The following is a 19,879-nucleotide window of genomic DNA, read 5'->3' on the forward strand; positions in this document are numbered from 1 at the left end:
GTCCTTTGAAACTTCACGACATATTTAGTTTACGCCCCGAGAATAAAGCGTCGCGCTACGCCTGGATTGACTATGCAAAAGGCATCGCTATTATCCTGGTTGTATACCGGCATTTGGCCTATGGGCTTGTAGCCAGCGACATTGTATTACCCAAGCAAGTACTGGCTACCAACGATATGTTATACAGTTTCAGGATGCCGCTCTTTTTTTTACTGTCAGGCATTTTCTTCAGCAGAAGTGTAGGAAAACGTGGTCCCGGAACATTCCTGGTGAACAAAGTGAATACATTACTATATCCATACCTGCTTTGGGCGGTGATCCAGATCACCCTGCAGATATTATTTTCAGACTATAGTAATGCTACCCGTTCCATCGCTGATTATCTGAACATTTTTATTCAGCCGAGAAAGCTGGATCAGCTGTGGTACCTGTTTGCCCTGTTTAATGTAACGATGCTGTACTTACTGTCATCGCTCGCAATAAAAGAACGAAAAGCATGGCAACTGGTCATTGGACTGGCGTTGTTGGGGATAGCGCCCTATGTGCAGCCGGTCAGCACCTTTTACGATATAGCGATACACTATATTTACTTTGCCATCGGGGACATAGCCTCCGGCTATTTTTTCGAGGAAAAAACGCAAAGGCAGTTTTCCAACCCAATTAACCTGCTGCTGCTCGCGCCAGTATTTGGTTTATTGCAATGGTATTACCTGTATCATCAGCAAATGAGCCTGTATGTCCTGATGCTGATTGCACTCAATGGATGTTTGTTTGTGATGATGCTTTCGTCCTGGCTGGCCAAACGTCAACTGATGGGATTCCTGGGCGTAATAGGTCATTATTCGTTGTACATCTACCTGCTGCACATTACCATATTCGCGGTATTGCGCGCAGTATTGGTGGGAATAGGTATCAGCAATGGCATAGTGCTTTTACTGGCATTGATACCCACTTCCATCTTCCTGTCGATTATCGCTTACCGGGTATTGATACAATTAAAATGCGGCTGGTTGTTTACAGGACCATTTGGTCAGCATAACGCCAATAATAAAACAGCATTGCCATCTTAAACATGAAAAAGCAAACTAAAAATAAGCCAATTGACCAACACCTGCACCAGGTGCTGATCCTCATTTTTATAGTGCTCACAATTATCGCTATGGCGGTTAAAATAGTTTTCTTATAAATTCTATTCAGTGGAAGTAGCGAAAAAAAATATCTTCAACATCTTCATTATTATCTGCTGGGTAATACTTGTACCAGTTATTGCCTATACAAGCTCCCAGGAGGTAAAGTACACTGCTTTGCTGATAGGTGGGGTAGTAGGTATTAGCGTAGCGTTAATTTCCGTGCTGAATTACCGGGCAGGTTATTTTATTTCCTGCACCGTAGCGCTGACTGTTCGATTGCTGGAGCGAATGTCTGGCACAGAAATCCCCGTGGGCGTGCTGATAGATGCCATCCTGCTGATAACGCTGGTCGGCAGTTTGCTAAAACAGGAAGATAATAATATCAAAAAGGTAGACTTCCTGCGGGATCCTGCCATCATTACTTTCTATATATATGGCGGGTATATCCTGTTGCAGTTCTTCAACCCGGCGTTTGTATACGACCGGCATGGCTGGACTACCTTTGCCCGGGTATATGTACGTAATATGGTAGCCATGTACCTGGTGATGAGAATTGTGAGAAATATGGATGACCTGAAATTCTACCTGAAGTTCTGGATCATCATGCTTACCATCGCGGCTTTCTATGCCTGTATCCAGCAATGGTTTGGGCTGATGCCTTTTGAGAAGGCCTATATTGCGAGGTACCCGGAAAAATTTAAGACCGTACTGATCTTAACCGGTATCCGCATCTTCTCCTTTGTGTCTGATCCGGCAGTATTCGGGGTGATCATGGCCTGTGGCTGCATTATCAATATCGTGCTGCTCACGAGTTCCATGAAACTGATTTCTCCGGCGAAAAAGGCTTTCCTGGTATTTTCATTGATACTGCAGTTTATGGCCCTGGGATTTTCCGGCACGCGTACCGCATACGTTATGGTGCCTATGGGCCTTCTGATCATGGTGTTTGTGAATATGCGGCACCGCAACACGATTATCGGCGCGCTGGTGTTTGTAATGGCCTTCCTGGTATTGATGTTTGGTCCGTTCCACGGCAACTCTACTGTGATCAGGATGCGTAGCGCCTTCTCGGGTTCGGAAGACGCTTCTCTCAATGTAAGGGAAGTAAACAGGCATCGTATTCAGCCTTATATCTTCAAACACCCGATCGGTGGAGGTTTTCTCAGCTGTGAACCGGGTTCGGGTAGTGAGCTGGATGGATTTCCTCCCGACAGCGGTTACCTGCGTACCGTACTGGAACAGGGCTTAATTGGCCTGACGCTAGTGTTGATCAATATTTTCATCATGATGCGGTACATGGTGTCAAACTATTTTGCTGCGCGAACGGAAACGGAAAAGCAGTTTACCCTGGTCATTCTCTGCGTCATGTTTGCCATAGTGGTGAGTATGTATGCCCAGGAATCGTCCGGATTGATTGAATCTGCCCTGCTGTACTATGGCTTAAATGGGATCACTATAAAGTTAAAATATCTACTATCATCTCCAAACATCACATCATGAAACGCGTATTATTATTTTTATTGGTAGCATTCACAGGAACTATAGCGAAGGCCCAGCAAGCCGACACCGCTGTCCTGCTGCGTTTACCCGCCGATCAGCCTACTGTTGCCCGGTTAAAGGAAAGACTGGTAGAACTGGCCTATCAGAATCCCCAGTTAAAAGAAATCGATTTTAAGAAACAGATTTCTAAATATGAAGAAAATAAAGCTAAAGCAAGCTGGCTGGATATGCTCACCGCTGCGGGTAACCTCAACGAGTTCACCATCAAAGGAAGTGGTACTACCAACAATAATACCCTGTATCCAAGATACAACTTCGGGGTAATGGTTCCCATTGGCCACCTGATCAGCATTCCTAACGATGTTAAAATAGCCAAGGCAAACGGCAAAGCACTGGAACAACAAAAAGAAACCGGTAAACTGGCGCTGAAAGCAGCGGTACTGAGAGCCTACGAAGACTATGCCGCCAACAAACAATTGTATGAGCTGCAATTGCCATTACTGGAAGATGCCTACAACCACTACAAACAGGTAGAATCCAGGTTTTCCAAAGCCGATCAGAATACGCAGGTAGAAACTTTAAATGAAGCGTATCGTCTTTACAATGCTGAAATGGTAAGAAAAGTAGCGTTGGAAAGAGATGTAAAACAATCTAAAATAGCGCTGGAAGGTATTATCGGTAGTTCTATGGAAGAAGTACTGCTGCATTTATAATCAGGGGGGCTGCCGGTGGAAGTATGCCGGCAAATAAATTTGTACAATGAGATTGACGTTAGTAATTGGATTAATGCTGCAGACAATGGTGTTGGCAGCGCAGGATTTAAAACCATTTCAGGCGATACAGGTGCAGATAACGCCCTGGCATCATATACCGGCTTTGCTAAAGCTGCCGGATAATATGAAACCTGGTAAACGTTACCCGATATTAATCTGCCTGCATGGCAGAAGTATTGCCGGTACGGACCTGACAAAGATATTCAGACAAGGGGTGGCCCGGCAAATGCATGAGGGCAAAAACATAGATGCTGTCAACAAAACAGACGGCAAAAAATATGAGTTCATTGTCCTGGCGCCATTGGCCACCAGCTGGTCACTGGGCCCGGAACACCTGGATGCTGCGCTGACGGATGTACTGAAAAGATATCCTATCGATTCTTCCCGTGTATATATCACCGGCTATAGCGCCGGCGGATGGTCGGTAGGAATGGCGGTTACCGACAAACGAATGGCGAAGCGAATCGCTGCTGCTGTAAATATGTCGCCCGCCACGATCGACGCAGAAAACCTGAAAAGCTTCCAGGTAACAGCGCAAAACAATATCCACGTATGGTATTTCGGGGGCATTGAAGAGCCGGTATTCCTGGGCAATTGCAAGCTGTTTGCCGACAGTACCAATAAATATAAACCCGGGCTTACCAAACTAACGATTGGTGACCATAAGCACTGCTGCTGGGAACAATATTACAACCCCTCCTATCGGGAGAATGGAATGAATATTTACGAATGGCTGCTGCAATTCAAACGATAACCAGGTATGGCTTCTTTTAAAAAGTGGTTATGTATTACGGGCGCCGGAGCATTGGTGGTGTTCATATCAGGTTTCCTGCTCTTTAAAAGCAGGCAGGAAACTGCTGTCATGAATGAAGCCGCGAGAGCAGCCGCTCCCGGGCGGTTTATCCGGCTCCCGCAAGGCCTGGTGCATTACCGCTTGTCAGGCCCCGATACGGCCAGATTATTGGTACTGATTCATGGCGGCGGCTCCAGTGGCATGGAAGTATGGAAATACAATGTGCCCTTTCTCCTGTCTAAAGGCTACCGGGTACTTACCTACGATCTGTACGGCCGGGGGTATTCCGACCGGCCGGAAACTACTTATGACCTGCTGCTGTATCGCCGGCAGCTCAGCAGCCTGCTGGATACGCTGGGCATTCACCAGCCCTTTGATTTGATTGCGATGTCGATGGGAGCAGCGATCGGACTGGACTATGCGGCCACGCATGCCAGCCAGGTAAAACAGATCATTTTACTGGGTCCTGCTGCCAGCGGAGATCTCCATCCCAGTCCATTCCTGAAAGTTCCCGTCATTTCTGATATTTTGATGAGTGGGTACTGGTATCCCCGGGCTATTGAAAATCAACGAAAGGAATTTGTCAATCAACCCTTGTTTAACGACTATGCCAAACGGCTGAAGTACTTCTACAATTTTAACGGTTATAAACGTATTACCCTGTCTTCGTGGATGAATATGCTCAACCAGAGCCAGTTATACCTGTTAAAACAGGTTGCCCCGCAAAAGATATTGCTGATTTACGGCAAACAAGATCCTTTTTTCCCGCGGGAAAAACTGGATACTTACACCTCCTTATACCCAACTTTAGCAGTACATGAAATAGATAGTGCGGGACATATGCCGCATTATGAACAGCCAACACAGGTAAATAGCCTCATGTGGGAGTACCTGCAGGCAAAGGATTAATTTTCACTTCCCTGCCATCTAACAACAATCGCCCTCCCGGTAAACCAGGATGGCGATTGCTTAATATGGTAACTCCTATACTGTTTTAAACAGAAGCAGTATCGGGAGATGAATTATTTTTTATAGCCAATCGACAGCAACGGAGACCCTGCCATAGGCATGTAATAGTTGTTGATATCCACCAGCGCTGAGTCAACGGTTGGTAATTTAGCATTGGCGTAGCCACCGGTACCTTCTGTAACCGTACCACCATTTTCAGTATAGATGTACGCGTTAGGATAGATCGTGCCACCAGTAGTACGAGGCTGGATGATAGCATTCGAATTAACAACCTGCGGAGCAGTCATACCCAGGTAACCATTGATGCGGATACCCACACCACCAATACGGGCAATGGTGTTGTTAACGATTTGTACTACTGCATTGTTGGTACCTCTCAGGCTAACACCATCCAGCTGGTTGTCTCTGAACAGGTTGTTTTTGATAATGTGCGTAGCGCCATTTTCACCAGAACCGTAGAACTGGCAAAGTTCACCCCAACCATCGTGTACATAGTTATCGTGCACATTGGTGTTGGTGGTACGGCCACCGATTAAGATACCACCTGCATCAGCACTACCATGTTTGGTAGCCCAGTTGGTTACTTCGTTACCGTATACTTCCAGGCCATCAATGGCAGAAGTTTGAATACCATCCGCACCGCTGCCAGATACGCTGTTATTATAGATCTTCACATTACGCCATTTGATGGGTTGCGCGTACTGTTGTCCGGAAGTAAATCCTGATGGAGCTCCATAATAAGGTGCATTGGTCGTCATGTCCCAGTAAGTAGCGGTATGACCGATATACATGGCTTCATTGAAAGTGCCGCTGATAGATACGTCATGTATCAGCAGGTTTTCCATGTATGAATTTGGATACTGTGTAGTCGCATCGCTGGCAACCACTTCTGTTTTTGCCCACAAACCGGTACCGCCGTTCTGAATGGTGATGTTGCTTACTTCAAAGTTATCTGAGTGTTTGGCAAGTGCCACGTTAAAATAAGCTTGTCTGCTGCTTTGTGTACTACCGCTCACAACAAAGTTAGATTTTGAGCTCTGACCTCCTACTTTTACATAATGACAATCGCTGAAGCTGAGTGCAGTAGCCCAGGATCCACCGTTCCAGGTTGGGTTTCCAATAGTGGTAACAGTGCCGGTAGCGTTACGAACAATGATAGGACTACCTGCGCTTCCACGTAAGTTGTTAAAAACAACAGCGGCGAAGTTTCCTTTAAGGCTTATTACATCTCCTCCTTTATAAATACTACCATCTACCACGAGGTGGCCGGCAGCATCAGGTACAAGTATATATTCCTTTCCGGTAATGGGTGCTGTTGTAGCAACCGTATCAGTTGGTGTTGAAGGTTTAAGTTGGTCCAATTGCGCCTTATTACAGCTTTCCGCTGTAATCATATATGTCAGGGCAATTGATAAAATCGTGAACATAGTCAATCGTGCAGTGCTAAAATGCCTCATGGTTTTTCAAATTATTTGTATGGTTTCAATAAAATATTTACTACTAAAAGTTTAATAGCAAATGGTGATCATCTGATATGGACTCGGTTTTTCTAAAAAATAACTGCACACATATTAACGTCTCCGGAAACAATTAAAACGGTCCGATTATAATTTATGGCTGCGAATATCCAGAATTTTGAATACAAAACAGCACTCTAACGCACCTCCGAAACGAAATATTATATGCCGGAAACGGGGTGTTTTTAAGTTATCCATTGTTAGAGAAAATAAATCGCCCGATTCAAACATTGATCAGAAAATATACCGAGACCATAACGTCCTTGCCTACTCTAAAACGCAGGCCGATCAACTGTATTATTATTTTATATATATATAAAAAATAACAATACATAAAGTTTTATTGAAAAAATCAAAAAAAATTTGAAAAACTTTTCCACATTCTTAAAAAAGAGGTGGATGATGCATTAAATGATTAAAAAGGTATAGGTTAAAAACAAAACAGCCGCTTCAAATGTTTTGAAACGGCTGCTTTGTTTTATGATTTATATCATCCTGGTTATTACAACCCGAATGCTGCTTTTACTTTATCCACATAGTCCAGTTTTTCCCAGGTAAACAGCTCTACTTCCACTGATTTTTCATGTTTTTTACCCTTGTTGAACACTTTGGTCACTACCTGCGACTCACGGCCCATATGGCCATAAGCAGCCGTTTCGCTATAGATAGGATTGCGCAGTTTCAGGCGCTGTTCGATAGCATATGGGCGCATATCAAAGATTTCTTCAATCTTCTTAGCGATTTCACCATCGGTCATTTTCACTTTGGAAGAGCCGTTGGTATTCACATAAATACCGCAAGGTTTAGCAACGCCGATAGCATAGGAAACCTGTACCAGTATCTCATCACAAACGCCTGCAGCTACCAGGTTTTTGGCAATGTGACGGGTAGCGTAAGCGGCAGAACGGTCTACTTTGGAAGGATCTTTACCGGAAAATGCACCACCACCATGAGCACCTTTACCACCGTAGGTGTCTACGATAATTTTACGGCCGGTTAAGCCGGTATCACCGTGAGGGCCACCAATAACGAACTTGCCGGTTGGGTTGATATGGTGATTGATGTCGAAACCATCGAACAGTTTTTGCAGTTCTGGTTTCAGCTGCGCTTTCACCCGGGGGATCAGGATATTGATCATATCCTCCTTGATTTTTGCGAGCATTTTTTCATCAGCATCAAAATCATCGTGCTGGGTAGAGATCACGATCGTATCAATTCTCACTGGTTTATTATCATCAGAATACTCGATAGTTACCTGGGATTTAGCATCCGGGCGCAAGTATTTGATATCTTTATTCTCACGACGCAGTACGGCCAGTTCCAACAGCAGTTTATGCGCCAGGTCGAGCGCCAGCGGCATGTAGTTCTCGGTTTCGCGGGTAGCATAGCCAAACATCATTCCCTGGTCACCAGCACCCTGCTCTTCAGGAGATTGCCGGTCTACACCCTGGTTGATATCAGGCGATTGTTCATGGATAGCAGACAGGATACCACAGGAATTTGCTTCAAACATATATTCGCTCTTGGTATAACCGATCTTACGGATTACTTCTCTCGCGATGTCTTGTACATCGAGGTATGCCTCTGATTTCACCTCTCCTGCCAGTACAACCTGACCGGTAGTTACAAGCGTTTCACAAGCTACTTTAGATGATGCATCATATGCCAGAAAGTTATCAATCAAAGCGTCGGAGATCTGATCTGCTACTTTATCAGGGTGTCCTTCTGAAACAGATTCAGATGTAAATAAGTAAGGCATAAAAAACTGGGATTAGTAGTTTTATGGTTTAGTGTAAATAATTCTAAGTTTCATATTGTATTGCGACAGATTACCTCCGCCTACTTTCACCCTATCCACGTCTATGGGCAGAGAGGAAGTATTCAACGCTTTCAGCTTGAAACCATTATTGGCATCGAGTTTTTTGATAAACCGCTGTACCGTATTGGCAAGGTTAAATGTATACTGGACTACCTGTATTCCTCCGAAGTTAGTAATTACCTGGCGGGTTCCTCCATAGTAACTGGGGCCACCGGATGAATAGTAGTCGATGGGCACCTTGGTGGAGTCCCCATTGCCATATTGCAGTAAAGATAAGCTTCCTGGTTCAATAAAAATATTATTCATGTCAGAAGGTCCGGCAGTAATTTGTGTAATGATTAATTCTGCCTTGTTGATCATCACATTAGGAAAGTTTTCCAATCCCGGGATAGTCAGCTTCGTATACAAACCAGGCGCGTTGTTCAGGAACAGGATACTGTCGCCTTGCGGGTTACCGGTATTGATAAACCGGCCTGCCTGAGAACCGTTGTAATTCCTGGCGAAATAGTTGGCGTGAGCGCTGGTATATTGGTTGAAGCTCATTACGGCCCGCAGCGAATCCTTTTCTGAGTTCTTGTAGAATACCGTCAGTTTCGTATTTACATCATTGAGCGACAGGTAAATCATGTTCCGGTTGGTGCCCAGCAGGGTATCCGGTATAATGGCAAATCCTTTCAGATAAGCCCTGAATGCGGAGTCGGTGGCAAATGCGCCATCCGATTTCTGCTGGAGTAACTCGTTACCAAAGGCAGGACTAAGCTTAATACGCAGCTGTGCTGCCTCTTTGTTGCCGTAAACGCTTACCGAATCACGGAGACTCAGGGGCGTTACCGTTACCTGGCCCAGGAGATTACTTTTATCGTATCCCAATGCCCTGTCATAGGCGTAGTTGGTATCGATCGTAAACTTGGGATCTGTCATCCGGTAAATGCGGAACGTTTGCGGGGTGGAAGAATCTCCCGTATAACCTGCATATGCCAGTGACAATACTACAGAATCGAGGGTTTGTCCGGCTCCGTCAAAGGTGAAAGCGCTTTTGGGCAGCGATACCTGCGTATATACGAAGGCATGGCTTTTACCAAAAACCGGGTCTGTAGTAATAGAGCCCAGGATTTTCCGGTAACTGCTATTACCATTTGCAACAGAGGAATCATACCGGAGAATGTTGTTGGCGATGATACCGGAAATCACGGTGTCATGTGCATTTACAAAATCGCCAGGAGGAATAAGGCCACTTCCGAGGAGGGTAGATTTATTACAACCTGCGGCGCCAAACAGTAGAGTAATATAGGTTGTTAAGAAACTAAGGTTTCTGAAATTGATCTTCACGCGTTATGTTGTTAGTGAGTATTGGTTAAACTGCCGAACATGCTTTGAAATAGCTACTTACCCAGCAACTGGTTGTATAATGCGAGGTAATCGCCAAGATCATCGTTATCTTTCTTGAAAGGCAAAATTATCTTTCCCTTTTCTGCTTTTACTTCATCCACCACTTTCTTTTCCAGCTTGTCGCCCGCCAGTACCACCGCATCTGCGTATTTGGCAGCTCCCCTGTTCAAGGCAGTGTTGGTACCATCCTTAAACAGCTCCATATCCTTTTCTTTGATCTGGTTACTGATGGTGGCTTTCTTCACAAAGGTGGTGCCTAACTTTTCTTTGAACGTGTTAGGCGTCAGCGAATATATGATTTTTGAGTTGGCAAAAACCGGCTCCTTCTTGTAGGCCGTTTTCAGATACATCGGTATCAGAGAGGTCATCCAGCCACTGCAATGAATAATGTCCGGAGGCCATCCGAACTTTTTCACTGTTTCCAGGGCTCCCTTGCAAAAGAAGACAGCTCTGGCTGCATTATCGTCAAAAAACTCCTCGTTTTCATCGGCAAATACAGTCTTCCGCTTAAAATAATCTTCATTATCCAGGAAGTAAACCTGCAACCGGGCATTCGGAAGGGATGCCACCTTGATAATCAACGGGTAATCATCCCCGTCAATCACAATGTTGATACCCGACAACCTTACCACTTCGTGCAAACGGTGTCTTCTCTCATTAATAATTCCAAATCTGGGCATGATCACTCTCACTTCCAGGCCAGCCTCATTGGACTTAATTGCCATTTTATTGACCATGTTCGCGTAATCACTCAATTCCAGGTACGGCGACATCTCTTGGGCAATAAAAAGAATTCTTTTCTTTGTGGACATTTAACGCTGATTATTAATGCAGTAATTTTAATTTGGCTTGCAAAATTACGGATTTTTTACGGAATATTGGCCAATCTGTCAGTTTTAACATCCTTTTAAGCAATGATTTATGTATCTATTTAAGCGCAGCACGGACCTGAAGAAGCATCTTGACCTGGTAAGAAAAAACAACAAAAGCATTGGATTTGTGCCCACTATGGGAGCCCTCCACGATGGGCATCTGTCACTTATTCAGGCCGCCAGGAAAAATACTGACGTGGTCATTTGCAGCATCTTCGTCAATCCAACTCAATTCAATGATCCAAAAGATTTTGAAAAATATCCTATCACCATTGAAGAGGATATTAAAAAATTAAATCACGCATCGACAGATATACTTTTTTTACCATCCGTAGAAGAAATGTACCCGGAGGGACTGGAAAGCGATCTGCATTACGACTTTGGCGACCTGGAAAACATCCTGGAAGGTAAATTCCGGCCCGGGCATTTCCAGGGCGTAGGCCGCATTGTTCACAAGTTACTGGATATTGTGCAACCAGACCAGCTTTTTATGGGACAAAAAGATTTGCAACAGTGCCTGATTATCCGTCGCCTGCTCCAGATTACCCATTCTCCTGTGAAACTGGTCGTGTGTCCTACGGAAAGAGAAAAAGACGGCCTGGCCATGAGCAGCCGCAATACCCGGCTCTCCCCTGCCGCCCGCAAAAAGGCCACCACCATCTACCAGGAACTGACGATCATCAAAAATAATTTTGGTAAAGGCCTCTATTTCATGGAAGAAGCCCATGAGGCTTTCGACCACCTGAAAAAAGAGGGCTTTGAACCGGAGTACGTGGACATACTCCAGTTGGAAAACGGTATGCTCCGTCCCCTGGATCAGCCACCCGGCGATGCCACGGTGGTAGTAGCACTGGCCGCCTGGCTCGACGGGGTCCGCCTGATCGACAACATGATATTAAAGGGCAGCCTCTAGCCTTATGGAACAAGACATGCAGCGCACGCTGCACCAGGACTGCATGTCTTGTTCGATCTTCCATATTTTTTTCCTAGTTTTGCAGACGCTCTTTTAATAAGCGTTAAGCCAGTACAAATTATGCAAATCGAAATTTTAAAGTGTAAGATTCACCGCGCAGTAGTTACCGAAGCCAATCTGCAATATGTTGGAAGCATTACGATTGACGAAGACCTGATGGATGCTGCTGGTTTAATCGAATACGAAAAAGTCCAGGTATTAAACGTAAATAACGGGGAAAGACTGGAAACCTATGTCATCAAAGGAAAACGCGGTTCCGGCGTCATTTGTATGAATGGCCCTGCGGCCCGCCTGGTAGCTCCTGGAGACATTGTGATTATTATTTCCTATGCCACCATGGATTTTGAAGAAGCTAAAAAATATACGCCTATTGCCATTTTCCCTAAAGAAGGGAATAAATTGTAACCCTTATTGTTATTAACACCCTAAACAACTTTGGATCATGCCCAAAACGCTTAAGAACGTCATTAAGTTTGTTTGCTTTTTCGGCATAGGGGTGCTATTGATATGGCTGTTCTCCAGGAATATCAATGCAGCAGAGTGGGACCAGATTAAAGTGGCCCTGCGCAAAGCCAACTATTGGCTGCTGATCCCTACTATGACCATCGGCATCGCCAGTCACTGGTTCCGGGCCGTAAGATGGAAGCTACTGATGAAGCCCCTGGGCCATCAACCTGCTACCCTCAACACCTTCTTTGCCGTGATGGTGGGCTATCTCGCCAACCTGGCCGTACCCCGCCTGGGAGAAGTAACCCGCTGTGGTTTACTGGCCCAGTATGAAAAAGTACCGGCCGACAAACTGGTAGGCACCATGATTGCCGAACGCGCCGTGGACCTGGTATGCCTTATTCTCCTCATGATCCTTACCGTGGTAACCCAGCTCGATCTTCTAGGCTCCCTGGTAAATGAAACCGTTTTGCAGCCCATCTCCAACAAGATAGCGCATGCCAACGGCATGCAACTGCTGGCAGGCATCATCATAGTTGCCGTGGCCATTCTGGTACTCGGATGGTTGCTGCGCCGCTTTGCCCGTTCCAAAATAGCTATCACCGTAAAAGGCCTGATCAGGGGCATTGCGGAAGGCTTCCTGTCGATCGGCAAAATGGAAAGGAAGAAAAAAGTATGGTTCATTATCCATTCCGTATTGATCTGGTCCTGCTACCTCTCCCAGGTATATATTGGCTTTTTCTGTCTCCAGGAAACCAGCCACCTGGGCATCAGCGCCGCCCTGGCCGTGCTCATGATCGGTAGTGTAGGCATGATCGTTATGCCCGGCGGTATCGGCGCCTATCAGCCACTGGTACAGAAAACGCTGGAAATCTACAGCATCCCTTCAGCTATCGGCTTCGCCTTTGGCTGGATTATCTGGGTGGCACAAACCATGCTGGTGATCATCCTGGGCTTTGTTAGCCTGGTGGCCCTTCCTATCTATAACAAAAAGAAAGAAGCCGTGCCCGTAACGCCTTAGTGTCTCCCCAGCTGAAAGATATCGATTAGAAGCGCCCCGCTAACACGGGGCGTTTTTTATTTCCTATAAAGATGCCTGACCGTACGAAATATCCTGTTTTTCTTTAACTTTAATTTAATACTTCAATTAAAGCGAAAGCCGTATCATCGTATTTTAGTATGATGTGAATTTTTTGAATGTAAATTAGTTAGTATGCGTTTGCAGAATAGTGAGAACCTCGATATCATGACAATGCCTGAAGTAATTGTATCTAAAAAAACTGCCCGGAAAAAGCCCCTTCCCGAAAAGAAAAAAATGATAGCCCGGGATATCAGCTGGCTGGCATTCAATGCCAGGGTATTACAGGAAGCAGCTGATAAAACAGTTCCCCTTCACGAACGCATTCGCTTCCTGGGTATCTTTTCCAATAACCTCGACGAGTTTTTCAGGGTACGCGTAGCCACCCTCAAACGCATGATGTCTTTTGGCAAATCAGCCAAAATGCACCTCGAAGAAAACCCCGACAAAATACTGGATGAAATCCAGGCCAGGGTAATAGAACAACAACGGGAATTTGACCAGGTATGGAAAGATATTGCCACGGAAATGGAAGCGCAGCATATCTACCTCCGCACGGAAAAACATCTCAATAAAGAACAACAGAAATTTGTACTCAATTACTTCAATGAGCAGGTACGTACCAACATCATCCCGCTCATGATCGAGAGTATACAACAATTTCCCATCCTGCGTGATAAGTCCATTTACCTGGCCATTGTGCTGGCCCGCCAGGATAATTCGGTGCGACAGAAATTTGCGTTGATAGAAATCCCTGCCAACGTACTTCCCCGCTTTATCATTCTGCCCTCCAAACCAGGAGAGCATGATATTATCCTGCTGGAAGACCTGATACGCTTCTGCTTACCCAGCATCTTCGTTTATTTTGGTTACGATAAATTTTCCGCACACATCATCAAAGTGACCCGTGATGCGGAACTGGACATCGATAATGATATCTCCGACAGCCTCATTCACCAGATTGAAAAAGGCCTGAAAGACAGGCGTAAAGGCAAGCCGGTAAGGTTTGTATACGACAAAGATATTGACCCGCTGCTGCTGGAATACCTGATGCGCCGGCAGGGATTATCGGGGAAAGATAACCTCATCCCGGGAGCCCGCATCCATAACTTCAAAGATTTTATGGACTTCCCGGAATCTATCTTCCCCCCGCATACACACCGCAAAACCTTTACCCATCCCCTGTTTGTAAATGCGCCCAGCGTAATGCATGTGATTCAGCAACAGGATGTGATGCTCCATTTCCCTTACCATAGCTTCGATACCATTATCGACTTGTTAAGGGAAGCCGCCATAGATCCCAACGTATCCGCAATCAAGATAACTGCGTACAGGCTGGCCCGTAATTCAAAAATTATCAATGCCCTGGTGAATGCCGTACGTAACGGTAAACAGGTAACCGTAGTACTGGAACTGCGTGCACGTTTTGATGAAGCAGCCAATCTCGACTGGAAATCCCGGCTGGAAGAAGAAGGCGTAAAAGTATTGCTGGGTATTCCCAACATGAAGATACATGCCAAGCTCTGTGTGATTAAAAAACGGATTGGCAACAAAACCATTCAGTGCGGCTTTATCAGCACCGGCAACCTCAATGAAAAAACAGCGCGGGTATACGGCGATCATTGCCTGTTAACAGCCAACCGCCTGATCATTGCCGACATGAACCGCATCTTCTCTTACCTGGAAAGTCCGCGGCATGATATCAAAATACTACAGGGCTGCAAAACCCTGCCGGTTAGTCCGCTGAACATGCGCGATACCTTCCTGCGGTTGATAGACCGGGAAATTAAAAACGCCAAACACAAGAAGAAGGCCGCCATTACCATCAAAATGAACTCGCTCTCGGATGCGATGCTGATTGCCAAGTTGTATGAAGCTGCCAAAGCGGGCGTAGATGTGAAGATGGTGATCCGGGGTATCTGTTGCGCCTATACGGAGAATAAAAAATGGAAGAAGAATATCAATGCCATCAGTATTGTAGATGAATACCTGGAGCATGCCCGCGTATTTATTTTCCATCATGGCGGGGCAGAGAAAGTATTTATTGCCTCCTGTGACTGGATGGTGCGTAACCTGGATCATCGCATAGAAGCCGCCGTACAGATAACGGATCCGGCTATACGACAGGAGCTGATCGATATTATGCAGATACAGCTGAGCGGCAACGTAAAAGCCCGTATACTGGATAATGAGCAAACCAATCAATACAAGAAAGAAGGGGATAAAAAGATCCGTACCCAGGTAGAAATCTACCGGTACCTGCACGAAAAACAATACCTGTAAATTTAAAATGTTTTACTTTTGGTTTTTGATCTAACGACTGACAGATGAAATTAGCTGCGATTGATATTGGCTCCAATGCTGCCAGATTACTCATTTCTGAAGCATCGCCAAATAGTTCCGGAGTGATGGACTTTACCAAGCTGAATCTGGTAAGGGTACCGCTGCGACTGGGATTTGACGTATTTACCAGCAATATCATCTCAGAGAAAAAGGCCGAACAACTCATCAATACCATCAAATCCTATCGCCTCCTGCTCGACGTATACGATGTAAAATACCTGAAGGCCTGTGCCACCTCAGCCATGCGGGATGCCACCAATGGCCCCGAAATCCTGCAGCAGGTAAAAGAAGCGACGGGTATCGATATTAAAATTATCTCCGGCCAGGAAGAAGCAGCTTTTATTTATGAGAACCATGTAGCCGAACACCTGGATACCACCAAGTCTTATCTTTATATAGACGTAGGTGGCGGTAGTACAGAACTCACGCTCTTCAGTGCCGGCAAACAGGTATTCAAAGAATCGTTTAATATAGGTACGATCCGGTTGTTGCAGCAACAGGTGACCGACGTACAGTGGCAGCAGCTGAAAGATTTTCTGAAACAACAGCTCAAAGGGGCCGGTCCCGTATACGCGATCGGCTCCGGCGGCAACATTAATAAAATATTCTCTCTCTCTAAACGCAAAGAAGGTAAACCACTATCACTGGATACGCTGAAAGATTACTACAAGGAATTCAGCAGCTTTACTGTAGAAGAACGTATTCACCTCTACAACCTCCGGGAAGACCGCGCCGACGTGATCGTACCTGCCTTGCAGATCTACGTAAACGTGATGCGCTGGGCCGATACGCCGGAAATTTTCGTTCCTAAGATCGGACTGGCAGATGGCCTTATCCATGCACTTTACGAGGAAATAGCCGTCAGCCGCACATAAAAAACATTTCCTTTTATCTTTTTATATTGCCACCTTTGCGGTTATTGCTAACAGCCCTTAATGCTAAAAGCTACTGCTTATGTCAGTCCATAAAGAAATTAAGCGTATCACCACGCATGTACTACAGAAGATGAAGGTGGACGGAGAAAGAATATCTATGCTCACTGCATACGATTATTCTATGGCCCGCATTTTTGATGATGCCGGCATTGATATCATACTGGTGGGTGATTCTGCTTCCAACGTAATGGCCGGTCATGAAACCACGCTGCCTATTACATTAGATCAGATGATCTACCATGCTGCTTCGGTGGTAAGAGCCATTAAACGTTGCTTTGTGGTAGTAGATCTTCCTTTTGGTTCGTACCAGGGCAATTCCAAGGAAGCGCTGAGCTCTGCGATCCGCATTATGAAGGAAACCGGCGCACACGGTATTAAAATAGAAGGCGGCGAAGAAATTATTGAATCCGTAAAACGTATTATCTCCGCGGGTGTGCCGGTAATGGGTCACCTGGGACTTACCCCCCAGTCAATTTACAAATTTGGCACTTACGCCGTACGTGCTACAGAAGAAGCCGAAGCCAATAAGCTGATCAACGACGCCAAACTGTTGCAGGAAGCTGGTTGCTTCGCTATTGTGCTGGAAAAAATCCCTGCCACACTGGCTAAAACAGTGGCCGAGTCGGTAGAAATTCCTATTATCGGTATTGGCGCCGGTAAATATGTAGATGGCCAGGTATTGGTGATGCACGACATGCTGGGTATCAATAAGGAGTTCAAACCACGCTTCCTGCGTCGTTACCTCGATCTCTATACAGAAATCTACGGAGCCACCCAGGCTTATATCCACGATGTAAAAGCCAAAGATTTCCCGAACGACAACGAACAATACTAAGCTCATTTTTTACAGCCCTGCCAAAAGCGGGGCTGTTTATTTTTATAGATATCGCTTTTCTTTCGTTTCAAATACTTATATTTGTTCATCACTTTTATAAGTTGAATGAATCACCTGTTAAACATACAGCTTTCTCTTCTCTCCTATTTACGGAGCACCTGCTCCCATGTGCCATAGGTAGCACAAAGGGCATTTAACTTCCCTACATATTTTTCTTGCTACACTACCGCTCAAGCGGTTAACTGTATTGCATTTCAGCATTCCTGTAATGAATGATCGGCGTCAGCTGTACCGGTATTTTCCATGGTATAAACTAACAGTCATCATTCATAAAAGTTTGTTGCATGGAATATAACGTTAACGGATATACGTAGTGTGTAATAATGGCTATGTTTTTTCACTAAACGGGTGAAGCTAACCGCTTCACGCATCACTATAATTCCAAACAGATTATGAAACGCGTAATGATTATCGGCGCCGGCAAGATCGGTGAAACCGCAGCTTTCCTGCTGCAACAGTCTGGCGACTATACTGTAACCCTGGCAGACAGTAATGAAGGGCTTTTGCAAAAATGTACAGATGAGGGCATTCACAAAACCTTGCTGAATGTAAACGATGCTTCCGCCTTAGAGCAGGCATTAACCGACCAGGATATGGTATTGAGTGCCTGTCCCTTTTACCTGAACGTAAAAATTGCCACTGCTGCAGCCAAAGCCAACACCCACTATTTTGACCTCACAGAAGATGTGGCTACTACCAATGCTATCCGGGAAATAGCCGCCAAAGCCAATGTGAGTTTTATGCCACAGTGTGGCCTGGCGCCGGGATTTATAAGCATTGCCGCTCATGATATTGCCAAACAATTCGATACCCTGGATGCCGTACGCCTGCGAGTTGGCGCCCTGCCCCAGTTTCCTACCAATAGCCTCATGTATAACCTTACCTGGAGTACCGATGGCCTGATCAACGAATATTGCAACCCCTGCGATGCCATTCATGAAGGCGAACGCAAGGAAGTAATGCCAATGGAAGGCTACGAACGCTTTGCCCTCGATGGCGTGGAATATGAAGCATTCAATACCTCCGGCGGATTAGGTGCCCTGGCTGAAATACTGGATAACAAAGTATATAACCTCGACTATAAAACCGTACGTTATCCTGGTCATTGTAACCTGATGAAAATCCTGCTCAACGAGCTTAAACTCAATAAAAAGAGAGAAATGTTGAAGGAGATTATGGAAGATAGCATACCTTTCACCCCACAGGACGTGGTGTTGGTATTTGTATCCGTTTCCGGCACCGTAAATGGCCGTTCGGTACAACGCTCCTACTCCCGTAAGATCTACAACCAGGCTATTGCCGGCAAGGATTTCACAGCTATCCAGCTTACCACCGCCGGTGCTGCCTGCGCGGTAATCGACCTCCATGCCAAGGGCAAATTGCCGGCTACCGGCTTTGTTCGCCAGGAAGATGTGGCGTTCGGAGATTTGATCAAGAACCGCTTTGCGGTATATTATAATTAGTTTTTAACTATCTGCTCTTGGTAAATTGCGGTAAAGAGCGGCCTCTTTACCAGAAATACTAACAGCTAATTGCAAAAACGCATCCTCCATGTTAAAAGATGTATTAAATGGGCTGATGGAACGCTATCAGCAGCGGGTTCCGGATGTGGCGGCAGTGATTACCGCCATGATAAAAGAAGGAATGATCCGGAAGGCAGATGATATCGAAAACGATCATATTGCGTTCAGAACAATGGGAGTTCCTCAGCTGGGGGTAGCTTCGCTGGAAAAAATATTTCTGCACTATGGCTACCGGAAAATGGACCACTACCATTTCGCCGCCAAAAAGCTGGACGCCTGGTGGTATGCGCCGCCTGCGCCCCAGTATCCGCGGATCTTTATCAGCGAACTCCGGGTGAAAGATCTCAGCCAGCAGGCGCAGGATATTATTCATAGCTATACCCGCGAGGTGAGCAGCGACCCGGTAGATCAACTGAACCTGGATAATAGCGCCGCTGTAGATACCTTTTTACACAGCGCCCTGTGGCGTACCCCTACCGTAGCAGATTACAACCTGCTGGCGGCGGAAAGTGAGTATGCCGCCTGGGTAATTTACAATCGCTATTACCTGAACCATTTTACCGTGAGCGTACATAACCTGCCGACAGGATATAATACAGTAGCCGATTTCAATACTTTTCTGGAGAAACACGGCTTCCGGCTGAATGATGCCGGGGGCAAAATCAAAACCAGCCCGGATGGCATGTTGCTGCAAAGCGCCACCGTAGCCCGTATGATCACCGCCGAATTTGCCGGCGGGGAAAAACAGGATATTGCCGGCTCCTACGTTGAATTTGCCGAAAGGAAGGTACTCCCCGCATTTGCTGGTCTGCCAGCCGGAGAAATCCGCCGCGAGCACCGCCGGGAAGGCTTTGAAGCCGGTAATGCCGATAAGATATTCGAAAGTACCTACGCTGCTCAAACAAAAAAAACTTCCTAATTTA

Annotated in this window: 17 protein-coding genes; 13 read left to right on the forward strand and 4 right to left on the reverse strand. The window is 45.7% G+C overall.

What is annotated here, in order from left to right:
• Positions 1–5: 5 nt before the first annotated feature.
• The 5 genes from HGH91_RS04250 (at position 6) to HGH91_RS04270 (ending at position 5,105) form a co-directional block, all read left to right on the forward strand.
• Positions 6–1,070: an acyltransferase family protein gene (locus HGH91_RS04250; protein ID WP_168737189.1), complete on the forward strand. Its 1,065-nt coding sequence runs from the start codon at positions 6–8 to the stop codon at positions 1,068–1,070.
• Between the two features lie 126 nt (positions 1,071–1,196).
• Positions 1,197–2,630: an O-antigen ligase family protein gene (locus tag HGH91_RS31480; protein ID WP_168737190.1), complete on the forward strand. Its 1,434-nt coding sequence runs from the start codon at positions 1,197–1,199 to the stop codon at positions 2,628–2,630.
• The gene (locus tag HGH91_RS04260; RefSeq protein WP_168737191.1) at positions 2,627–3,343 is read left to right on the forward strand and encodes a TolC family protein; all 717 of its coding nucleotides are present in this window, start codon (positions 2,627–2,629) and stop codon (positions 3,341–3,343) included. Before HGH91_RS31480 ends, HGH91_RS04260 begins: the two co-directional genes overlap by 4 nt.
• A 46-nt stretch (positions 3,344–3,389) precedes the next feature.
• Positions 3,390–4,157, forward strand: coding sequence for a prolyl oligopeptidase family serine peptidase (locus HGH91_RS04265; RefSeq protein WP_168737192.1), 768 nt, complete (start codon positions 3,390–3,392; stop codon positions 4,155–4,157).
• 6 nt (positions 4,158–4,163) lie between these two features.
• Positions 4,164–5,105: an alpha/beta fold hydrolase gene (locus tag HGH91_RS04270; protein WP_168737193.1), complete on the forward strand. Its 942-nt coding sequence runs from the start codon at positions 4,164–4,166 to the stop codon at positions 5,103–5,105.
• A 113-nt stretch (positions 5,106–5,218) separates the two neighbouring features.
• On the opposite strand, the gene HGH91_RS04275 is transcribed toward HGH91_RS04270, so the two are convergent.
• From HGH91_RS04275 to HGH91_RS04290, 4 genes are all read right to left on the reverse strand, one after another.
• Complete coding sequence (locus HGH91_RS04275) at positions 5,219–6,559, reverse strand: right-handed parallel beta-helix repeat-containing protein (RefSeq protein ID WP_168737194.1); 1,341 nt, start codon at positions 6,557–6,559, stop codon at positions 5,219–5,221.
• 625 nt (positions 6,560–7,184) lie between these two features.
• Positions 7,185–8,441: a methionine adenosyltransferase gene (gene metK / locus HGH91_RS04280; RefSeq protein WP_168737195.1), complete on the reverse strand. Its 1,257-nt coding sequence runs from the start codon at positions 8,439–8,441 to the stop codon at positions 7,185–7,187.
• 21 nt (positions 8,442–8,462) lie between these two features.
• Positions 8,463–9,830, reverse strand: a complete 1,368-nt coding sequence (locus HGH91_RS04285) for a DUF4270 family protein (RefSeq protein WP_168737196.1) — start codon at positions 9,828–9,830, stop codon at positions 8,463–8,465.
• A 53-nt stretch (positions 9,831–9,883) separates the two neighbouring features.
• Positions 9,884–10,702, reverse strand: a complete 819-nt coding sequence (locus HGH91_RS04290; protein WP_168737197.1) for a glycogen/starch synthase — start codon at positions 10,700–10,702, stop codon at positions 9,884–9,886.
• Between the two features lie 109 nt (positions 10,703–10,811).
• On the opposite strand from HGH91_RS04290, the gene panC reads away from it, so the two are divergent.
• The 8 genes from panC to HGH91_RS04330 all read left to right on the forward strand — a co-directional run bounded on the left by panC (position 10,812) and on the right by HGH91_RS04330 (position 19,875).
• Positions 10,812–11,675, forward strand: coding sequence for a pantoate--beta-alanine ligase (panC, locus tag HGH91_RS04295; RefSeq protein ID WP_168737198.1), 864 nt, complete (start codon positions 10,812–10,814; stop codon positions 11,673–11,675).
• 120 nt (positions 11,676–11,795) lie between these two features.
• The gene (panD, locus tag HGH91_RS04300; RefSeq protein WP_133811105.1) at positions 11,796–12,140 is read left to right on the forward strand and encodes an aspartate 1-decarboxylase; all 345 of its coding nucleotides are present in this window, start codon (positions 11,796–11,798) and stop codon (positions 12,138–12,140) included.
• 37 nt (positions 12,141–12,177) lie between these two features.
• Positions 12,178–13,203: a lysylphosphatidylglycerol synthase transmembrane domain-containing protein gene (locus HGH91_RS04305; RefSeq protein WP_168737199.1), complete on the forward strand. Its 1,026-nt coding sequence runs from the start codon at positions 12,178–12,180 to the stop codon at positions 13,201–13,203.
• Positions 13,204–13,395: 192 nt separating this feature from the next.
• A complete protein-coding gene (gene ppk1 / locus HGH91_RS04310) occupies positions 13,396–15,543 on the forward strand; it encodes a polyphosphate kinase 1 (protein ID WP_168737200.1) in 2,148 nt (715 codons plus the stop codon).
• Positions 15,544–15,587: 44 nt separating this feature from the next.
• Positions 15,588–16,478 carry an exopolyphosphatase gene (locus tag HGH91_RS04315; protein WP_168737201.1) on the forward strand — a complete coding sequence of 297 codons (891 nt, stop codon included), beginning with the start codon at positions 15,588–15,590 and terminating at the stop codon, positions 16,476–16,478.
• A gap of 79 nt (positions 16,479–16,557) precedes the next feature.
• Complete coding sequence (gene panB, locus HGH91_RS04320) at positions 16,558–17,373, forward strand: 3-methyl-2-oxobutanoate hydroxymethyltransferase (protein ID WP_168737202.1); 816 nt, start codon at positions 16,558–16,560, stop codon at positions 17,371–17,373.
• Between the two features lie 452 nt (positions 17,374–17,825).
• Positions 17,826–18,896: a saccharopine dehydrogenase family protein gene (locus HGH91_RS04325; protein WP_168737203.1), complete on the forward strand. Its 1,071-nt coding sequence runs from the start codon at positions 17,826–17,828 to the stop codon at positions 18,894–18,896.
• Between the two features lie 88 nt (positions 18,897–18,984).
• Complete coding sequence (locus tag HGH91_RS04330) at positions 18,985–19,875, forward strand: DUF1338 domain-containing protein (protein ID WP_168737204.1); 891 nt, start codon at positions 18,985–18,987, stop codon at positions 19,873–19,875.
• Positions 19,876–19,879: the final 4 nt, after the last annotated feature.

This window comes from Chitinophaga eiseniae (genome assembly GCF_012641265.1).
GTDB classification, from domain to species: domain Bacteria; phylum Bacteroidota; class Bacteroidia; order Chitinophagales; family Chitinophagaceae; genus Chitinophaga; species Chitinophaga eiseniae_A.